The sequence below is a fragment of the Pseudomonas sp. NFACC37-1 genome (assembly GCF_900101575.1).
In the GTDB taxonomy this organism is placed as follows: Bacteria; Pseudomonadota; Gammaproteobacteria; order Pseudomonadales; family Pseudomonadaceae; genus Aquipseudomonas; species Aquipseudomonas fluorescens_AA.
The window spans coordinates 195,498-209,870 of the sequence record NZ_FMUZ01000003.1 but is presented as its reverse complement, the minus strand read 5'-3'; the positions used below and the strand labels follow the sequence as shown (position 1 = coordinate 209,870).

Annotated in this window: 19 protein-coding genes; all 19 read right to left on the bottom strand. The window is 61.8% G+C overall.

Going from position 1 to position 14,373, the window contains the following annotated elements; genetic code table 11:
- Nucleotides 1-115: 115 nt before the first annotated feature.
- The gene (locus BLP82_RS05420) at nt 116-412 is read right to left on the bottom strand and encodes a phage tail assembly protein (protein ID WP_092165897.1); all 297 of its coding nucleotides are present in this window, start codon (nt 410-412) and stop codon (nt 116-118) included.
- On the bottom strand, nt 409-756 hold the full coding sequence (locus BLP82_RS05415) for a phage tail tube protein (protein WP_003198314.1): 348 nt from the start codon (nt 754-756) through the stop codon (nt 409-411). The genes BLP82_RS05420 and BLP82_RS05415 overlap by 4 nt, the downstream gene beginning before the upstream one ends.
- 67 nt (nt 757-823) lie before the next feature.
- Complete coding sequence (locus BLP82_RS05410; protein WP_092165895.1) at nt 824-2,320, bottom strand: phage tail sheath subtilisin-like domain-containing protein; 1,497 nt, start codon at nt 2,318-2,320, stop codon at nt 824-826.
- Nucleotides 2,320-2,502 (bottom strand): DUF2635 domain-containing protein, encoded by a 183-nt coding sequence (locus tag BLP82_RS05405; RefSeq protein ID WP_092165893.1) that lies wholly within the window; start codon nt 2,500-2,502, stop codon nt 2,320-2,322. Before BLP82_RS05405 ends, BLP82_RS05410 begins: the two co-directional genes overlap by 1 nt.
- On the bottom strand, nt 2,499-3,083 hold the full coding sequence (locus BLP82_RS05400; protein ID WP_092165891.1) for a phage tail terminator protein: 585 nt from the start codon (nt 3,081-3,083) through the stop codon (nt 2,499-2,501). The genes BLP82_RS05405 and BLP82_RS05400 overlap by 4 nt, the downstream gene beginning before the upstream one ends.
- Before the next feature lie 265 nt (nt 3,084-3,348).
- Nucleotides 3,349-4,365 carry a contractile injection system protein, VgrG/Pvc8 family gene (locus BLP82_RS05390; protein ID WP_092165889.1) on the bottom strand — a complete coding sequence of 339 codons (1,017 nt, stop codon included), beginning with the start codon at nt 4,363-4,365 and terminating at the stop codon, nt 3,349-3,351.
- A 9-nt stretch (nt 4,366-4,374) separates the two neighbouring features.
- The gene (locus BLP82_RS05385) at nt 4,375-4,587 is read right to left on the bottom strand and encodes a tail protein X (RefSeq protein ID WP_058542798.1); all 213 of its coding nucleotides are present in this window, start codon (nt 4,585-4,587) and stop codon (nt 4,375-4,377) included.
- The gene (locus BLP82_RS05380; protein WP_072410629.1) at nt 4,580-4,963 is read right to left on the bottom strand and encodes a phage tail protein; all 384 of its coding nucleotides are present in this window, start codon (nt 4,961-4,963) and stop codon (nt 4,580-4,582) included. The genes BLP82_RS05385 and BLP82_RS05380 overlap by 8 nt, the downstream gene beginning before the upstream one ends.
- Complete coding sequence (locus tag BLP82_RS05375) at nt 4,963-7,143, bottom strand: phage tail tape measure protein (RefSeq protein WP_092165888.1); 2,181 nt, start codon at nt 7,141-7,143, stop codon at nt 4,963-4,965. The genes BLP82_RS05380 and BLP82_RS05375 overlap by 1 nt, the downstream gene beginning before the upstream one ends.
- 6 nt (nt 7,144-7,149) lie before the next feature.
- A complete protein-coding gene (locus BLP82_RS31540; protein WP_256573040.1) occupies nt 7,150-7,275 on the bottom strand; it encodes a hypothetical protein in 126 nt (41 codons plus the stop codon).
- On the bottom strand, nt 7,272-7,847 hold the full coding sequence (locus BLP82_RS05370; protein WP_092165887.1) for a phage tail assembly protein: 576 nt from the start codon (nt 7,845-7,847) through the stop codon (nt 7,272-7,274). Before BLP82_RS05370 ends, BLP82_RS31540 begins: the two co-directional genes overlap by 4 nt.
- Nucleotides 7,848-8,057: 210 nt before the next feature.
- Entirely contained in the window at nt 8,058-8,564 is a 507-nt protein-coding gene (locus BLP82_RS05365) for a phage major tail tube protein (RefSeq protein WP_092165886.1), read from the bottom strand.
- Nucleotides 8,564-9,730, bottom strand: a complete 1,167-nt coding sequence (locus BLP82_RS05360; protein ID WP_060738969.1) for a phage tail sheath protein — start codon at nt 9,728-9,730, stop codon at nt 8,564-8,566. Before BLP82_RS05360 ends, BLP82_RS05365 begins: the two co-directional genes overlap by 1 nt.
- 2 nt (nt 9,731-9,732) lie before the next feature.
- The gene (locus BLP82_RS05355) at nt 9,733-9,942 is read right to left on the bottom strand and encodes a hypothetical protein (RefSeq protein WP_092165885.1); all 210 of its coding nucleotides are present in this window, start codon (nt 9,940-9,942) and stop codon (nt 9,733-9,735) included.
- Nucleotides 9,943-10,043: 101 nt separating this feature from the next.
- A complete protein-coding gene (locus tag BLP82_RS05350; RefSeq protein WP_092165884.1) occupies nt 10,044-10,463 on the bottom strand; it encodes a phage tail assembly chaperone in 420 nt (139 codons plus the stop codon).
- Between the two features lie 7 nt (nt 10,464-10,470).
- Nucleotides 10,471-12,414, bottom strand: coding sequence for a phage tail protein (locus tag BLP82_RS31535; RefSeq protein WP_256574096.1), 1,944 nt, complete (start codon nt 12,412-12,414; stop codon nt 10,471-10,473).
- Nucleotides 12,415-13,050 (bottom strand): phage tail protein I, encoded by a 636-nt coding sequence (locus tag BLP82_RS05340; RefSeq protein WP_092165883.1) that lies wholly within the window; start codon nt 13,048-13,050, stop codon nt 12,415-12,417.
- A complete protein-coding gene (locus BLP82_RS05335) occupies nt 13,047-14,042 on the bottom strand; it encodes a baseplate J/gp47 family protein (RefSeq protein ID WP_092165882.1) in 996 nt (331 codons plus the stop codon). The genes BLP82_RS05340 and BLP82_RS05335 overlap by 4 nt, the downstream gene beginning before the upstream one ends.
- Nucleotides 14,039-14,371, bottom strand: a complete 333-nt coding sequence (locus BLP82_RS05330) for a phage baseplate protein (RefSeq protein ID WP_014336817.1) — start codon at nt 14,369-14,371, stop codon at nt 14,039-14,041. The genes BLP82_RS05335 and BLP82_RS05330 overlap by 4 nt, the downstream gene beginning before the upstream one ends.
- Nucleotides 14,372-14,373: the final 2 nt, after the last annotated feature.

Below are 14,373 nucleotides of genomic sequence, written 5' to 3'. Positions count from 1 at the left end.
ATCGCATTGATCCGTTGCGCGTGCTCCAAGGATTCGCGGAGCACATCCAGTGGCCTGGCCATCATCTGTTCGGGGTCAACCTTCCAGAACCAGGCCAGGTCATAGGCGGCGGCGATCAGGTCGCCGATGGCTGCGACGCCGCACTCATGAAAAAACTCGCGACGGCCCAGCTCAGGGCATTGAGGTCAGCCAGGTCCAACTGGTTGACCGACGACGGTGGGATGCCGGCGCACACCGCGATGTATTTGGCCGCGACGTCCATGTCCAGGCTCACCTCCTCGCTCTTGTCGATCTTGTAGGGCAGCGCCTTGATCGCCCGGACCTCTTGCACCGTCGGACGGCGCAGGGTCAGTTCGCTCAGCGGCTCGCCGTGGGCCTCGATGGCCACGCGCAGCGTCACGAGATCAGTCATTGCCAGGTCCCCTTGATGCCTTCGAATTTCAGCTCGATGGTGGCGTCGTCGCCCTTGGACACCGGCTCTTCCACCAGGTAGGCGCCGGCCAGCACGTAGACCTTGCCATTGTTGAATTCGCAAGTGACGGTCATATCAGTGCCGGCGACCAGCTGCTTGAGCGGGAAGTCCGCGGTGTGCAAGGCCGTCACCTTGAAGGACGGGGCGATGTCGGTTTCCTTGTAGAAACCCGGTACGACGGTTTCGCGTTTGGTGAACATCAGTGGCGCTTCGCAGCCGCCATTGATGGTCAGTTGAGCGCCGTCCACTTTGACGTAGCAGGTGCCCGCAATCAGTTGACCCATGGTGTTTCTCCCTTCAAATAAAAAGCCCACGCAAGGTGGGCTGAATGCATGCGACTGAGTGCTACCGTCAGGCGGCGGCGTCGTATTGCAGGCGGAATTGGTTGAGCAGCGCGAACACCCGCAGGCCGTTGATGTAGTCCGGTGGGAACAGCACATTGACCCGGCTCGGGTCCTGGCTGTCACGCTCGACAACCAGGTGTTCGGCGAACAGCTCGGCGTTTTCCACGTGGCCTTCCAGTTCGAGCTTGGCGTATTGCGCGATCAGTTCGCCGCGGATGGTGCTCGGGGTCACGATGGGCTGGCCGGCGCCGAAACGGGTGCCGTCGGAGGCCAGTTTGTGGCGACCGTACTTGCTGGTGATCACGCTTTGCAGGCGGCGGACGATGAACGCCGACTGGTGCATGGTTTCGCTGTCCAGGTAGGAGTTGTCAGCCTGGCCGAAGGCATTCTTCTGATACGTGGTGATGGAACGCTGAATGCGTACGTAGCCACCTTCGTAATACGCCGTGGCGATGCCGTAGCTGAGCAGCGACTGGCGCTCGGTCAGGGTGAAACGCTCGCTGGCCGGTGCCGGGTCCAGGCCTGGCAGGCTGCCGCTCTGGGTCGGACGGCTGGCGTCGGCGGAGATGAATACCGCCGTGCGAGCCGCCAAGGCCGCGGCCTGGACCCAGAACGGTTGCGGTACGCCAAGCTCCAGGGCCTGGAGGGTCATGTGCTGGTCGTTGCGCGCCTGTCCGGCGGCAACCAGGGTGCCAATGGTGCCGCGCTTGGCGCTGTAGACATGGCCGAACAACTGCTTGGCCCAGGACCAGCGGCCGGTGTTGTCGTCCATGACCGCTTGCCAGGTGTTGAGGCTCGCCACATCAGACCACGGCATGGCGATGAATTCGAAAGGCTCGTCGCCCAGGGCCGCGACGGCAGCGGTCTGGTCCGGCACGCCGGCGCCACCGGTCATCGCGGTGATGGCGGTGGTCAGCCCCGCCGGGGTGTCTTCGCCATTGCTCTTGCCCAGGCGATTGAACTGCAGGCTGATGTCGTTGCCACTGTCGCCGGTCCATTTGGCACTGAGAGTCACGACGCCTTCGGCGGCCGCAGCGGTCACCGGCAGGTCGGCGGCGGCGTTGATTTTCAAGGCCAGCGCAGTGGCGGCCTGGGCCGCCGTGGCGCCGTTGACGATGGCGGCCTGGACGCGCACACCGCCGACGTACAGGTTGAGCACACCGCTTTCAGTCGCGGTGCCGGTGAAGGTCAGCACGCCCTTGGCGATGGCGCCTTCGACGTTGTGCAGCGGCAGGCACCAGATTTCGCCGAGCGGGTCGGTCTTGCGCCAGGTTTCGTACATCGAGGCTAGCATCGAGCCTTGCCCGCCGATGTTCTTGGCCAGCGCGACGCTGGACACCAGCGCCAGTTTGCCGACATCGGCCGGGGCGACATTGTCGTTGACCTGGGCGACGATCAATCGGCGCATGGCCGATGACGCGCTATTGGCGGCCGAGTTGTCCATTTCGGCGTAGAACAGCGGAACACGAATGTCCGCGGGAATGTTGCTAAATCCGATCGCCATTATTTGGCTCCCTGTGGTTTGGCCGCTTTCACGGCTTTGGTAGTGATATCGCCATCGGCCAGACGTCGACGCCACCAGGCGTTGTCCAGCACTTCACGGCCCTCGAGGGGCAACAGATCGCCCGCTTCCGGGTCCGGTACGGCACGGCCCGGGGCCGGCAGCACGGTGATGCGTTTGCTCATGGGGTTACGTCTCCAGAGAAAGTCAGTTCCACGCGCCCGTCGGGGCCGGGACGTTTCAGGTTGGGGTCCGCCGGGTCGATGGCATCGACCCGTACGGTGGCCCCGGTAAAGGACGACAAGCCGTCCAGTTCACGCTCGTGCCAGCTTTCGGCAGGCTGGCTCGCCAGATTGCGGCCCAGCTGGAACTCGGCGAAAAAGCGCAGCCGGTACGACACCCGGCTGCTGTTGATGGAAACCAGTTCGCTGCCGTCATACTCGACGCCGGTGTACTCAGCGCCCGGCTTGAACCCCACCAGCGCGCGCCACAGTTCGGCCCGCAGGTCGTGCAACAGATCCAGCGCTTTTGTCGCGTCAGTGGCGTCGAGCACCAGCACGGCATCGAAGCGATCACGCACCGCTTGCAGCGTGACGTTCTGAGCCGCGTTCTTGCTGGCGATGTCGGCGGTGGGCAATACATAGGCGCAGGGGGTTTGCAGCGGGGTCTCGGCTTGCAGCGTGGCGAGGTCAAAACCTGCGGCCACACGCTGGGCAAGCGTCGGACATTGCTCACGCAACTGCGTGAGGATCGGTGTGATCTTCAAGGGGAGACTCCAGTATCTGAAGGTGCGAATCTCCCCTGTGGGAGCGGGCTTGCTCGCGAAAGCGGTGGGGCAGGCAGCATTGATGTCGGATGTGCTGTCGTCTTCGCGAGCAAGCCCGCTCCCACAGAGGGACTCGGTTGGGCGCAGGGGGTATGTGCAACGCTGAACAAAACTGTGGGAGCTAGCTCGCGATGGCGGCGTGTCAGTCAGTGCAAATGTTGAATGTCGGGGCGCTATCGCGAGCAAGCTCGCTCCCACAGGGGGATCAGGCCTTGGCATCCAGGCAGGTTGCATCAATCAAGCAGCGATAGCTTTTTTCCCGGTCGCCACTGGCGGTGACCTTGTCAATCGACCAGCGACCGCGCATGAAATCCGGCCAGGAGGGATCCAGCAGGACGATGCCCTCGGCGGACAGCCCCGGGTTACCCGGGCACTCGATCGTCACCTTGAGCGCTTCGCGCAGCATCCGACGAACCTCGCCTTCACCGGCGGCGCGGGCATCGTCGGCGCTCTGGAAGCGCTGGCGCAGGGTCTTGAACGGGGCGATACCGCTCTCCTCGACCTGCAGCTTGCCCGCTGCCGCATCCCACCAACGGGTCTTGCAGCCTTGGTACTTGGCCCGGGCGCCTTCATCCAGCTTGGCCGAAATGAAGGCGTGATCGCCCGGGCGGTTGTTGGTCGTCACCGACAGTTTCATTTCGGGCAAAACTTTGCCCGACAACGACTTCGCCTGGCCGCGCCGGGCCAGCACATACAGTTCGTTGACCGGCTTGGCGACGGCGTCATACCGGTGGGCCAGACGCGTGAGGAAACCCATGTCGGTTTCGTTGGACTGATCGATGTGCTCGATCTTGATCAGCGACAGGTCCGGCGCCACCCGCGGGGAAAACCCGTGCCTGGAGGTCAACTGACGAAACAGCGCTCCCAAGGTCGTCGGACCATGGCTGACGGAGCGGCGCTGCTTGAATCCGGTCTGGTCCGCCGCGCTGAACGGCGCTGCCGTGGCCACCAGCACGAGTTGCAGGGGAAACAGGAGCGGCGTGCGCCGGGTGATGACGAACTCGCCTTTGTCCACCAGACCCGACTCCAGATAGCCGACCCGCAGGCCAATCTTGCCGCCCAGGCTGGGCAACCCTTCGAGCCCGTCCAGGCTGATGGTGAGGGTCAATTGATCGGACTCGATACCCGCCGCGTCGACATGCACCCACTTGAGCAGGCGTTCGTTGAGCAGCGCCGCGTTCGCGCCATAAATTTCCACCGCAGGCGTGAAACCCAATGACATGTCGCCTCCTTAATCCCAGGCCGAAACCGGTGGGGTTGCCACGGGCTTGAGGTCCACTTCCGGCAAGACAACCCATACGCCCGCCGGCAACACCGGGCCCCATTCAGCCAACCCCGGATTGAGCAACCAGAGCGCCTCCTCGACGATATCGTCACAACGCTCCAGTTCTCGGTACAGCAGCAGATTCACCGAATCACCGGCGATACTTCGAACCCTACGCATTGGCGAACTCCATCAATTCAACCACCCAGCCGACCACCATCGCCGTGCCGTCATCGATGATTTCGGTCTGGGTTTCCGTGACCTTGTTGATCTGCCACAGGCCCCAGTTGCGGCCAATGCCATCGACCAACGGCAGAGGGATGCGCTGCGCCTGCAATGCGCGCAGCTCATCGAGACGATCCATGGCGGTCGCGTACATCGACTTGCCCGTGATCGTCAGCCCTTGCAGCCCCTGGCCGATCTGGCTGGACTTGGGTTTGCTGGTGAGAATGTCGATGCTTTTCCAGCCACCGTCCGACGTGTGTACCAGTTGGTGGTACGCAAACTTTCTCGACAGCCCAAAGATGAAACTGCCGAGTGCCATTTGTTGACGCATCACGTACCTCCGTCGGTCAAGGCAGCATCACTGCGCATGGCCAGTGAGCTGGGCATGGTCGTCAAGCCGAATTGGCCCGAGAGCTGCTGCACGACCAGGTTGGCCAACTGACTGGCACTGGCCTGGTCCTGGCCGTTGATGTAGATGTTCGCGGTCATGGTGTTCTGCTGTGTGGTTGTCTGGGTGCTGGCCAAGTCTTTGCTGACCTGGTCTGGAGCAGCGAGCCTGTCGGCGGGGGCGACGAGTTTTTCCCCCAGGGAGGCGCCGGCATCGCTCCCCAGCCAGCCGCCCAGCAGTCCGCCAACCAGCCCCCCAATGGCAGTGCCGATCACCGGAACGACACTGCCCAAAGCGGCACCGGCCGCAGATCCCGCAGCCGCGCCTGCCCAGCCGCCACCCGCGGCTCCCAGGCCTGCGCCCATCATCCGTTTGTCGCCGGTCAGCACACCCTCGGCCACATCAGCGACGGCGCCGACCACTTTCAATGGGCCGGGCGCTTTGCGCGTCATCGAGCGTAATGAGGCCGTTGGCCCGAGTGGAAAACGCCCTGCGGTCCCCCGCGAGCCTCGTGTACTGACGCGTATTTTCGGTCCTCTCGTGGATTCGGGACGCTGGCTGGCATTGCTTGTATCCAGCTTGTCCCCAGGAGGATTTTTCCTGAAGTCTTCGGAGATCACCTCGCCCAGTCGGCCGGGAAGGTGCGCAGCAGCCTTGCCCAACACCCGCTTGGCCACCTGATTGGACATCTCATCCGCTACGGCTTTGAGCAGCGCCCCCACCAGCGGTTTGATCGCCGCCCCCAGCAGCACGATGGCCGCGGTGGCTTTAGGGGAGGACTCAGCCAACTCACTCATGCCATCGGTCAACGACCCCAGCCACTGAAACGAGCTATCCGCCACAGGCATCATGGCGTTTCCCGCGGCCATCGACAAACGCTCGTTGCGGGCGTTGAGGATGTTCAACTGGCCTTGCCGGGTTTTCGACAGCGCCAATGCGTCCTGCCGCACCGAGCCGTCGTTGCCCAATTGCGACGTGGCGTATTGGCCTGGGTCTTTCACCTGCAAGAAGGCGGCGTTCACATCGGGCAACTTCTGCGCCATGCGCAGCACCGCCTCATCGCCATTGCCGAAGAGCGTGGCGGCAAGGGTCGAGCGCTTTTCGGCCGGTTGCGCGTTCAACGCCGCCAGCACCGTCATCACCGTGCCAGGCGCGGTGTCCTTGTCACGCAAACCGCTCGCCACCGCCTTGGGCTCCAGGCCCAGCTGTTTCCAGGCCGTTTGCTCGGTGGCGGAGGTCTGGTCAGCCTTGCCCAGAGCCGTGGTGAAACTATCCAGCGCCACGCCGGCTTCAGCTTGTTGGGTACCGGAATTGAGCAACGCCGCCGTCAACGCTGCGGCTTGTGCAGGGGCCAAGCCTGCCGTCGTCGCCGCCGCACCGTCACGCTGCAAGACCGCACCGATCTCAGCCGGTTTCGCACCATTGGGTAGCTTGCCCAACTGATTGGCGGCATCCGCCAAGTCAAAGGCTTCGGCGCCGTTGAGCTTCATGGAGATGCGCCAGTCAGCCAGCATTTCGGCGGCCTTCATGGCCGGCATCTCGAACGCCGTCGCAGTGACGCCAGCATCCGAGGCAAAACGCGACAGCGCCAACTGTCGCTCCGAGGCATCGTGCACGTCACTACCGATGCCCTTCCCCGCCGCCAGGCTTTGCATCCTCACCACTTCAACCGCCGTGGTGCCCCTGGCCGCCACCAACGGTGCGGTGGCGATCTGCTGGGTTGACTCAGCCACCTGTTGAATCTGGCGCGGCCCGAATTGGGTGGCCTTTTTCAGATCGGCCATGGCCGAATCCATCGCTATCGCGGGTTTGAGCAGCGCCGGTGGTTCGATACCGCCACTCGGCTTGCCCTTTGGCTCACTGGCCGACTCGCCCTTGGCGTCGGCGCCCATCGTTTGGGAGAACAATCGTTGCGCCGACAGCTTCACGGTCAGCGACTCGATTGCCGTTGTCAGCACGCCAAGCTTGAGCCCGAGTGTTTCCAGCGCCAGATCGAGGCTCGCCAGTTGGTCCCTGGCGAACGCGCCTTGCGCCGACACGCCACTGGTGAGGCTGGTATTACCGAACGCCAACCCACTCTCGTTGAAGGCTGCGTATTTGAGCGAATATCTATCGTCCGCCATCCCGCTCTACTCCTGTTTCACGCCAAGGCGAGCGATCGCGATGTCGTAGCGGCGCAAGGCCTTGCCGGCGTCCCACTCCAGGATTTCCGCCTCACTTACCGAGTAAATGAGCGGCACCACATCGAGGATCACTTCGATGTCGCGCTCCGAAAGAAGTCCGCCGGTTTGTTTAAAAAATCGTCGATGCGCACCTGCAACTGGGTCCAGTCGGGCACGGTCAGCCGATCGAGATCGGGAATCATCAGGCCAGTGCAATGGGCGGTGATGAACTCCGCGCGTTCCTTGGCCGTCTTCAGTTTCTTCATCGCCTTGGTGGCCCGCAGCACCGGCATTTCCAGGGTCAGCGAAGTCATGCTGCGGCCCGCGACGTCGAGCGGTTGCAGCAGCTGTACCTGGTCAGGGTCGACGGGTGCGCCGGCCACCTGTTCCAGGAAGTGGGACGTCGGACGGCTGGACATTTCATGCACGTACTGCGCAATGCTCACGTAGTCCGGGCGCTTGAGCTGGTCGAGCTCCTTGACCGACAGCCCGGTGGCCAGTTTGGCCAACTCGAAAAACTGATCGTCTTCGTCATCGCCGGCGCGGGCCAGGGCGTCTTTTTGCGCGGCGTAGTACAGCGGCTTGAGGGGGAGTTGCTCGATCTGTGTTTCGTCGTCACCGGTGATCGGCGACAGCAAGACATGAACGGGAGGCGTCCAGGACATGGAATCAGTTCCTTGATGAATACTGGGAAGGCGCAACACGGGGCAGTAATCGCAAATCTCTGGCTGGGCGGATTCCCCTGTGGGAGCGGGCTTGCTCGCGAAAGCGGTGGGTCAGGCAACATTAATGTTGGATGTGCTGGCGCATTCGCGAGCAAGCCCGCTCCCACAGGGACTGCGTTTAACTGACCGGCATTGCGAGTACTGCGGTGATTAAGGCAACAACACCGCACGGCGAGCATCACCGAGGATGTCGACGCCGTTGAGCACGAACTTCTGGGTACGCACGTCGATGTCGATCACCGGGATGCCGTTTTCCAGGCGGTTGTAGGTGCGGCAGGACAGATCGAGGATGGTCTTGGGCTTCTCGTTCATCTTCAGCGTGGTTTCCTCAAGGGACTTCAACTTGCCGCCCACCGTGTGGTAGGTGAACCAGGTGTTGCCGTCCTGATCCTGGCCGGCTTCACGCACGTTCAGCAGAATGTCGTCGCCCACACTCACGCCCAGCGCCAGCATGACTTCCGGACCGAGGCCTTGCAGCGTCAGCTTGGCCGTCAGCGCTTTGCCGGCCTTGGCCATCTCCTCGCCAATGAAACGGCCGCCACGCATCTCTTCCATCTCGAATTCGATCTTCGGCGGGGTGAAATCTTCCACGGTCGCCGACAACGGCAGGCCCTGCAGGGTGGCCGCGATGGCCTGTCTTACGCGGTTGGTAAACATTAGAGAACGTCCTCCAGGAACTGCTCGATGATTTCATCGCGGGCATTGAGTTGGTAAATCATGTGTTCGTTCGGCGCGTAGCGGCCGTAGTCGATGACCACGTACCAGGTGCCGTTCTTGTACTTCTCGACGCTGTTCAATTCCGGGTGCAGGTACACGCTGCCGCCAGGAATGGTTTCGTCAGCGACCAGGGTTTGCAGCCAGTCGTTGATGCGCTTGACCTCCTGGTCCATGAACGACTTGGTCAGGTTCTTCGCCATGGCCTTCTGGCCGGCCTTCACCAGCTTGCGGCTGATGGCATCTTCCAGGCCGACGTAGCTGATGAACTTGCCGGTGATGGAACGGTTGCCCAGCAGCGAGAAGCCGCCGAGGATGGTCCGGGCGTAGTAGCTGACGCCGTAGCGGTTGAGCAGATCGCCTTCGGTGGAGGTGTCGAGGATGTTGTATTCCACGGTGCGGGAAACGTCTTCGGCGTAGGTGACCTGGTTGCCCGGGCTCTCCCATTGCTTGACCTTGGCGAGGGCGGCGATGGCCAGGCTCGACGGGGCCAGGAAGACGTTTTTCTTCGCGGCCTTGGAGTACACCGCCGGCATGTTGTGCACCACCAGGCAACGGTCGAAACCAAGGTCCGCGCCGCCCAGTTCCTGGCTGTAGGTCACCTGGTCGGCGACCGCGACGTCCTTGCCATCGAGTACCACACGGGCCTTGATGCGCTTGCCGAACGAGGCGAACTCGCTGGCCACGGCCTTGGTGCCGGTAAAGCCTGGCGCGCCGATGATGGTCAGGTCTTCAGCGACCCCACTCAATGCGGCCAAGCCCAGCTTGCGCCCGGTCTGCGCCTCGATACCGCCGATCACGTTGTTCTGCGTGTCGGCCAGCGTGGCGCCCTCTTCGACGATGACCACGTACACCGGCACCTTGACCACTTTGAGGATCTGGTAGACGGCGTGGAACAACGTCCCCGCCTCGGCACCGGTCGGATCCAGCTGGGCCTGGGTGGTGAAGCTGTTGATACGGAACGGGGTGTTTTTCGGAATCAGCGGGTTGGCATTCGGCGCGGTGCCGACCAGCCCGATGACGTTGTCACCCAGGCCACCCATGGCCTCGGGAGATTCAGTGGCATTGACGGTAATGCCGTTGTGCTCGAAGTTCAAAACCTCAGCCATGGTTATTCAGCCTGTTTGGTGGCGGCCTTTTTGGCCGGGGTGGTTGCAGAAGCCGGTTCGACGGCTTCGGTTTTTTTCAGCTCCAGGCGACCGGCGCTGCGCAAGGCGTTGGCCTCGACGTCGAGCAGGTCGAGTTCCTGGCCGGTGGTCGACCAGTGACCACCGCCGATGGGGAATGGGAGGAGCACGGTGTAGGTTTGGCGTGGTGCCATTTTTTGGGTTCTCCAGATATGAAAAAGCCCCTTGAGAAGGGGCTGTCGGATGTTGTCAGTTGTTTTGGCGGAAAAGAAAACGCCCCTTAGTTACGGGGCGGTTACTGGGATTGCTCGGCGAGCCAAGACGGTGTGAGCGGACGATGCTCCTTCAGCGGGAACTCCCCGGCCTCAGGCCAATTACGTAGAATCCGGCGATACGCTTGCAGCTCAGCGTATTGCTCAACCGAAAGCGTGGTTTCGGTCCCATCTTCCAGCTCATCTCGATGACGCGTTACCATCCCATCAGTAAGTGAAAGCTGCCTATTCCGCCATGCACGCTCAACGAGCGATAGCTCAGCTAGCGTCGGCAATGACGGGTCTTGCAATTGCGGAAAACCATCAGGCCCCCTGCCGATGATCTTCCTCCCCTGTCGCGGCTCAAAGAGCGCCGCATGATCTTCATCAGATATCTCAATGCCCCCGTTATCAATTAGCTCGAAGGCAAATCGACCGTCTTCTTCAATCCATTTTGCGTACATAGTCGCCTCAGTAGCCGATGGCTAGCCAGTTGTAACCACCCACAGTGACAGCAGAGTTATTGCCAGCCACATTAGTGATGTAGCCCGTAAAACCTGTACGGGTCGGTATCCCGGACTGACAAACGGATGGATTCGTCGCGGAAGTAGCCCCGGAATAGATCGCCCCTACGTACATACAGGCTGTAGGGAATGCGACAGGAAACGTTACCGGCACTGTTCCTGTCGCGACATCCGTTGAAGCGTGTCCGATTTTGAATATCCAGCCGCTTGGTAATACCTGATTGGCGGTATTTCCAAAAATTGCGGCAAATGCATTGGAGAACTTCAACGCAGCGGTACCGCCGACCAATCGCCACTCGCCGGTTAGTCTGGTCAATATCGCAAAATCACCCTGTCCCAAAACAACTGTTATTGCGCTTCCGCTCGAATTAGTAATCTGCTCGCCATTCGAAGCCAGCAGCGTGACAGCACCTGCCCCACCACTCAGAACCATGATCATGGCTCCTGGCCCTACTGGCGCGGTGGGCGGCAAAGTAACGTTGATCGCCGTCGACGCTGACGCAGTAACGATGCCGCCAGCGCTTGAATTCCCCAGAACGGTGTTGGCGCTGACCGAGGTGAGGCTCGACCACTCGACCCCCATTCTCTTCACAAACTCAGTAGTTGCCAGCAACTTGCTGCTGTCGAATTGTGCCGCAGTAGCACCAAACACCTTGGAATATTGCAACTGCGCGGATCCAGCAGCCCACCAGGCGCTCGCACCATTACCGGTCAGTTCCAGTGAGGCGCCTATTTGCAACTCAATACTTGTAATCTGTCCGGCGCCCGAGTTTATGCTGTCAGTACCAGTACAAACGACAGTGACAACGCCGCTGCCGATATTGCGGAAGTGGATCGCGCCACCATAGGGTAAAGCGTTGACCGGCGGCAGGGTGAGTGTGAACGACCCGATGGCCGTAACCAATGTGCCTGCGGCAGCCGCCGTCAACGTGGCTGCTGCCGTCGCGTTGGTAAAGCCGCGATAGTTACCGCTGGCACGCATAACGTATTCAGTCGTCGCGATCGACTTCGTGTTGTCGAATAGCGGCGGCGTATTTGCCGTCGGATTAACGAGCACCGGCGAATTGAGCGGCGCAAATCCTTGAGTGATGTTCTGAAACGTCAACGCCGTAGTGCCCAGTACAATCGTACCGTCGGTAATCAACTGCCAGATCGTGTTGGCAAGCGTCGCGCCCTCCTCCACCGAGACAATCAACCCCGAAGTCACGTCGACGCTCGCATCGGCATCCTTTGCCCGAACCCAAGCGCCGTTCGCAACCACGTAGATACCGTTGTCTTTCGCCAATGTCTGGGACTTGACCAAGACCCGGTTCCCGGCGATCACCGCAACACCATCGATGGCTTGCGCGCCACTCAAGACAATGTTGGCCGTCGTCGCCACCCGCACGGACTGTTTCCTGTCGAGTTTGGCCAATTCGTCGGCAACGTAGCTGGCAACCCAGGCCCGAGTCGCCTTGACCACCGTATCGTCGATAAGCAACGTCACCAGCTCGGCATTGCTGGTCTCAAAGATCGAGCGAATGTAGAACTCTTTCCCCGAACCGGACGTTGCCAGAATCGGCTTGAACGACTCCGGGTATTTGACGATGGCGTACAGGATGCCCGTATCCGTCCAGATCCCGGCCTCTCGCACATACCAGCCACCTACATCAGAAGGGATGGTGACCTCGGCCAGCAACCAGCTCGGGTTGTTTTCATCCTGGAACAGCGCATTGAGCGGCCCACGCCAGACTTCGCGCTTGAGTGCCGTCGCCGTTGCGGCCGGGTTGTATTCCGCGCCGCCGCCGTCACCGACGGAAATCTGCGACAGCTTGATCGGTGTGCCCGCCGCCTTGCAGGCGGTTTCGTAGGCGATCCCCGCATCGGTGAGCAGGGTGTAGTAGTCGGCCATTTAGGACCCCTGTGGATAAATAGTGGAGGTTTCGACGGTATAGAGCCCGGCGGCCATGAAGGCCTGGCCCGAGGCTTCGAGCCCTTCGATGACAACCGGATAAACCGTGGTCAGTTCGCCGCACAGCGTCGCGGCGCCGATGACATGCCTGCCGAAGGCCCTCAAGCCGACAGACACCGTCAAGGTGTCGCGTTCGCTCTTGGCATCGGCCAGGCGACGGTCGAGACGGGCATCGATGGCTTCGCTGTAGGGCTGCTCGGTAAACGCCCTGACGGAAAAACTGTAGGGCGGGCCCGGTGGCGTTTGCTCATACCAGGCGCGTACTTCAGGCATCAGTTGCAAACCCTTGGCGGCATTTTCCAGCGCCTTTCGCGTCCCGGCCTGCCGCGCGGTGGGCCAGGCGAGTTCAACGGTCAGGCGCTTTTCAACTGCGGGCGCCGCGGAACTCCATTCACTGACCCCGCGGTCTGCTGCGAGATACGGCAGGAATGCAAGGGGCGTGGCCGCCGGGTTCATCAGCTCGGGAAATGGCGGATCGATGCGTTCGAGCAGCCGGGCGAAACCGAGATCCAGGGCCCGTTCCAGTGGCGAACTGTTGATCGGCAGCAGGCTCAGGCGAGGTGTGTCGTCACTCATAACGTCTCCACCTCGACCTCGACGCCCGTGCAGTACGGGGCTTGGAAAGCCGTCGTCACCATCGGTGCAAGGGGTTCGAGAATCTGGAGCTGAACCGCGCCGGCATTGTGCAGCGTGTAGTCGATCCAGCTCGGGTCCACTCGACCTTCCAATCGATGGCACGCCTCGGCGTATTCCCGCAATTGCTGTTCGGCGGCAACCTGGGTCAAGCCCGAATCCGGGCCGGCATTGATCTTCGCCACGACGCGGATTTTGTAGGGTTTGATTTGCGCGCCCTGGACAATAACGAGGTCCGTTTCCGGTCGCACATCAGGCCGAGCGAAATGCTGGCGAACACCGTCGAGCAGCGTTTCGGATGGCGTCCCATCACCCTCACGGGACAACACCGTGACCGTGACCTGGCCCGGCGCCGTCCGGCGTGCGTTACCGTCCTTGACCTGCGCCGCACGACCGCCCGGGTCGAAGGTGTAGGTGACTGTCACCACACCGGCCGAGGCGTTTTCCACCTTCACGACGGGCCGCTCCCCCAAGGTAAAAATCTCCCGCCGATACTGCATCCGCGAGCCGGCCGCCGGGGCGTGGGGCGCCAGGTAATAACGCAACCGAGCGTCATCGTCGCTCTCGTAGACCGGGGGGATGGGCGGGAACGCCGCCGGGTCGCCCGGGTCGAGCAACTGACGTTCGAGCCCCATGTCCGCGAGGCGGGCATCGAGGTTGGTTCCGGTGGCCCACCACGCCAGCATCTGCTTGATGCGAGCGTTGTATTTGCGTTCGTGGGTTTGCAGCCGGACACAGAACGCCTCGAGGGCCAGGGTCAGCAGTTCACTTTCGTTTTCGAGGCTGTCCACCAGCTTCGCCGCGCTGGCGGGAGAGCGTGCGGCGACGTACTCGACCACGAAGGTCTTGAACTCTGCGAGAAGGTCCTCGAATGCTTCGACGGTGACGATGACCGGTTCGGCCAGTTGGTTCTGGCCGGGTATCAACATGCTCATGTCACCACCTCGAAAGTCTGTTTGCGGTTTTTCCAGGTGCCAGCGAAACGCAGCAGCAATCCGGCACCGTGCCGGCTGGCGACAATGACCTGCGGCTCGAAATCATCGATGCCATTGTCCGGGTTGTAGAACGCTTGGGCCGCGTGGCTCTGGGCGAGGATCAGCAGGTCGTCGCCGAGGTTCTGCCCCAGCAACTGCGTGAGTGCGCAGCCATACAACGGACGCTTCTGGCGAGTGCCCAACGGCGTGGTCAATGCACGGGTGGCGCGCTGCACGAACTGCAGCCAGTCGTCGACCGTGGCGCCGGTATTTCGATCGATTCCAATCATGA

Coding starts and splice junctions, on each gene's coding strand:
- BLP82_RS05335 (WP_092165882.1), bottom strand. CDS start 14,042: ATGAGCATGTTGATACCCGGCCAGAACCAACTGGCCGAACCGGTCATC.
- BLP82_RS05390 (WP_092165889.1), bottom strand. CDS start 4,365: ATGTCATTGGGTTTCACGCCTGCGGTGGAAATTTATGGCGCGAACGCG.
- BLP82_RS05340 (WP_092165883.1), bottom strand. CDS start 13,050: ATGAGTGACGACACACCTCGCCTGAGCCTGCTGCCGATCAACAGTTCG.
- BLP82_RS05330 (WP_014336817.1), bottom strand. CDS start 14,371: ATGATTGGAATCGATCGAAATACCGGCGCCACGGTCGACGACTGGCTG.
- BLP82_RS05410 (WP_092165895.1), bottom strand. CDS start 2,320: ATGGCGATCGGATTTAGCAACATTCCCGCGGACATTCGTGTTCCGCTG.
- BLP82_RS05415 (WP_003198314.1), bottom strand. CDS start 756: ATGGGTCAACTGATTGCGGGCACCTGCTACGTCAAAGTGGACGGCGCT.
- BLP82_RS05365 (WP_092165886.1), bottom strand. CDS start 8,564: ATGTTTACCAACCGCGTAAGACAGGCCATCGCGGCCACCCTGCAGGGC.
- BLP82_RS31535 (WP_256574096.1), bottom strand. CDS start 12,414: ATGGCCGACTACTACACCCTGCTCACCGATGCGGGGATCGCCTACGAA.
- BLP82_RS05355 (WP_092165885.1), bottom strand. CDS start 9,942: ATGGCACCACGCCAAACCTACACCGTGCTCCTCCCATTCCCCATCGGC.
- BLP82_RS05350 (WP_092165884.1), bottom strand. CDS start 10,463: ATGTACGCAAAATGGATTGAAGAAGACGGTCGATTTGCCTTCGAGCTA.
- BLP82_RS05370 (WP_092165887.1), bottom strand. CDS start 7,847: ATGTCCTGGACGCCTCCCGTTCATGTCTTGCTGTCGCCGATCACCGGT.
- BLP82_RS05405 (WP_092165893.1), bottom strand. CDS start 2,502: ATGAGCAAACGCATCACCGTGCTGCCGGCCCCGGGCCGTGCCGTACCG.
- BLP82_RS05375 (WP_092165888.1), bottom strand. CDS start 7,143: ATGGCGGACGATAGATATTCGCTCAAATACGCAGCCTTCAACGAGAGT.
- BLP82_RS05385 (WP_058542798.1), bottom strand. CDS start 4,587: ATGCGTAGGGTTCGAAGTATCGCCGGTGATTCGGTGAATCTGCTGCTG.
- BLP82_RS05380 (WP_072410629.1), bottom strand. CDS start 4,963: ATGCGTCAACAAATGGCACTCGGCAGTTTCATCTTTGGGCTGTCGAGA.
- BLP82_RS05360 (WP_060738969.1), bottom strand. CDS start 9,730: ATGGCTGAGGTTTTGAACTTCGAGCACAACGGCATTACCGTCAATGCC.
- BLP82_RS05420 (WP_092165897.1), bottom strand. CDS start 412: ATGACTGATCTCGTGACGCTGCGCGTGGCCATCGAGGCCCACGGCGAG.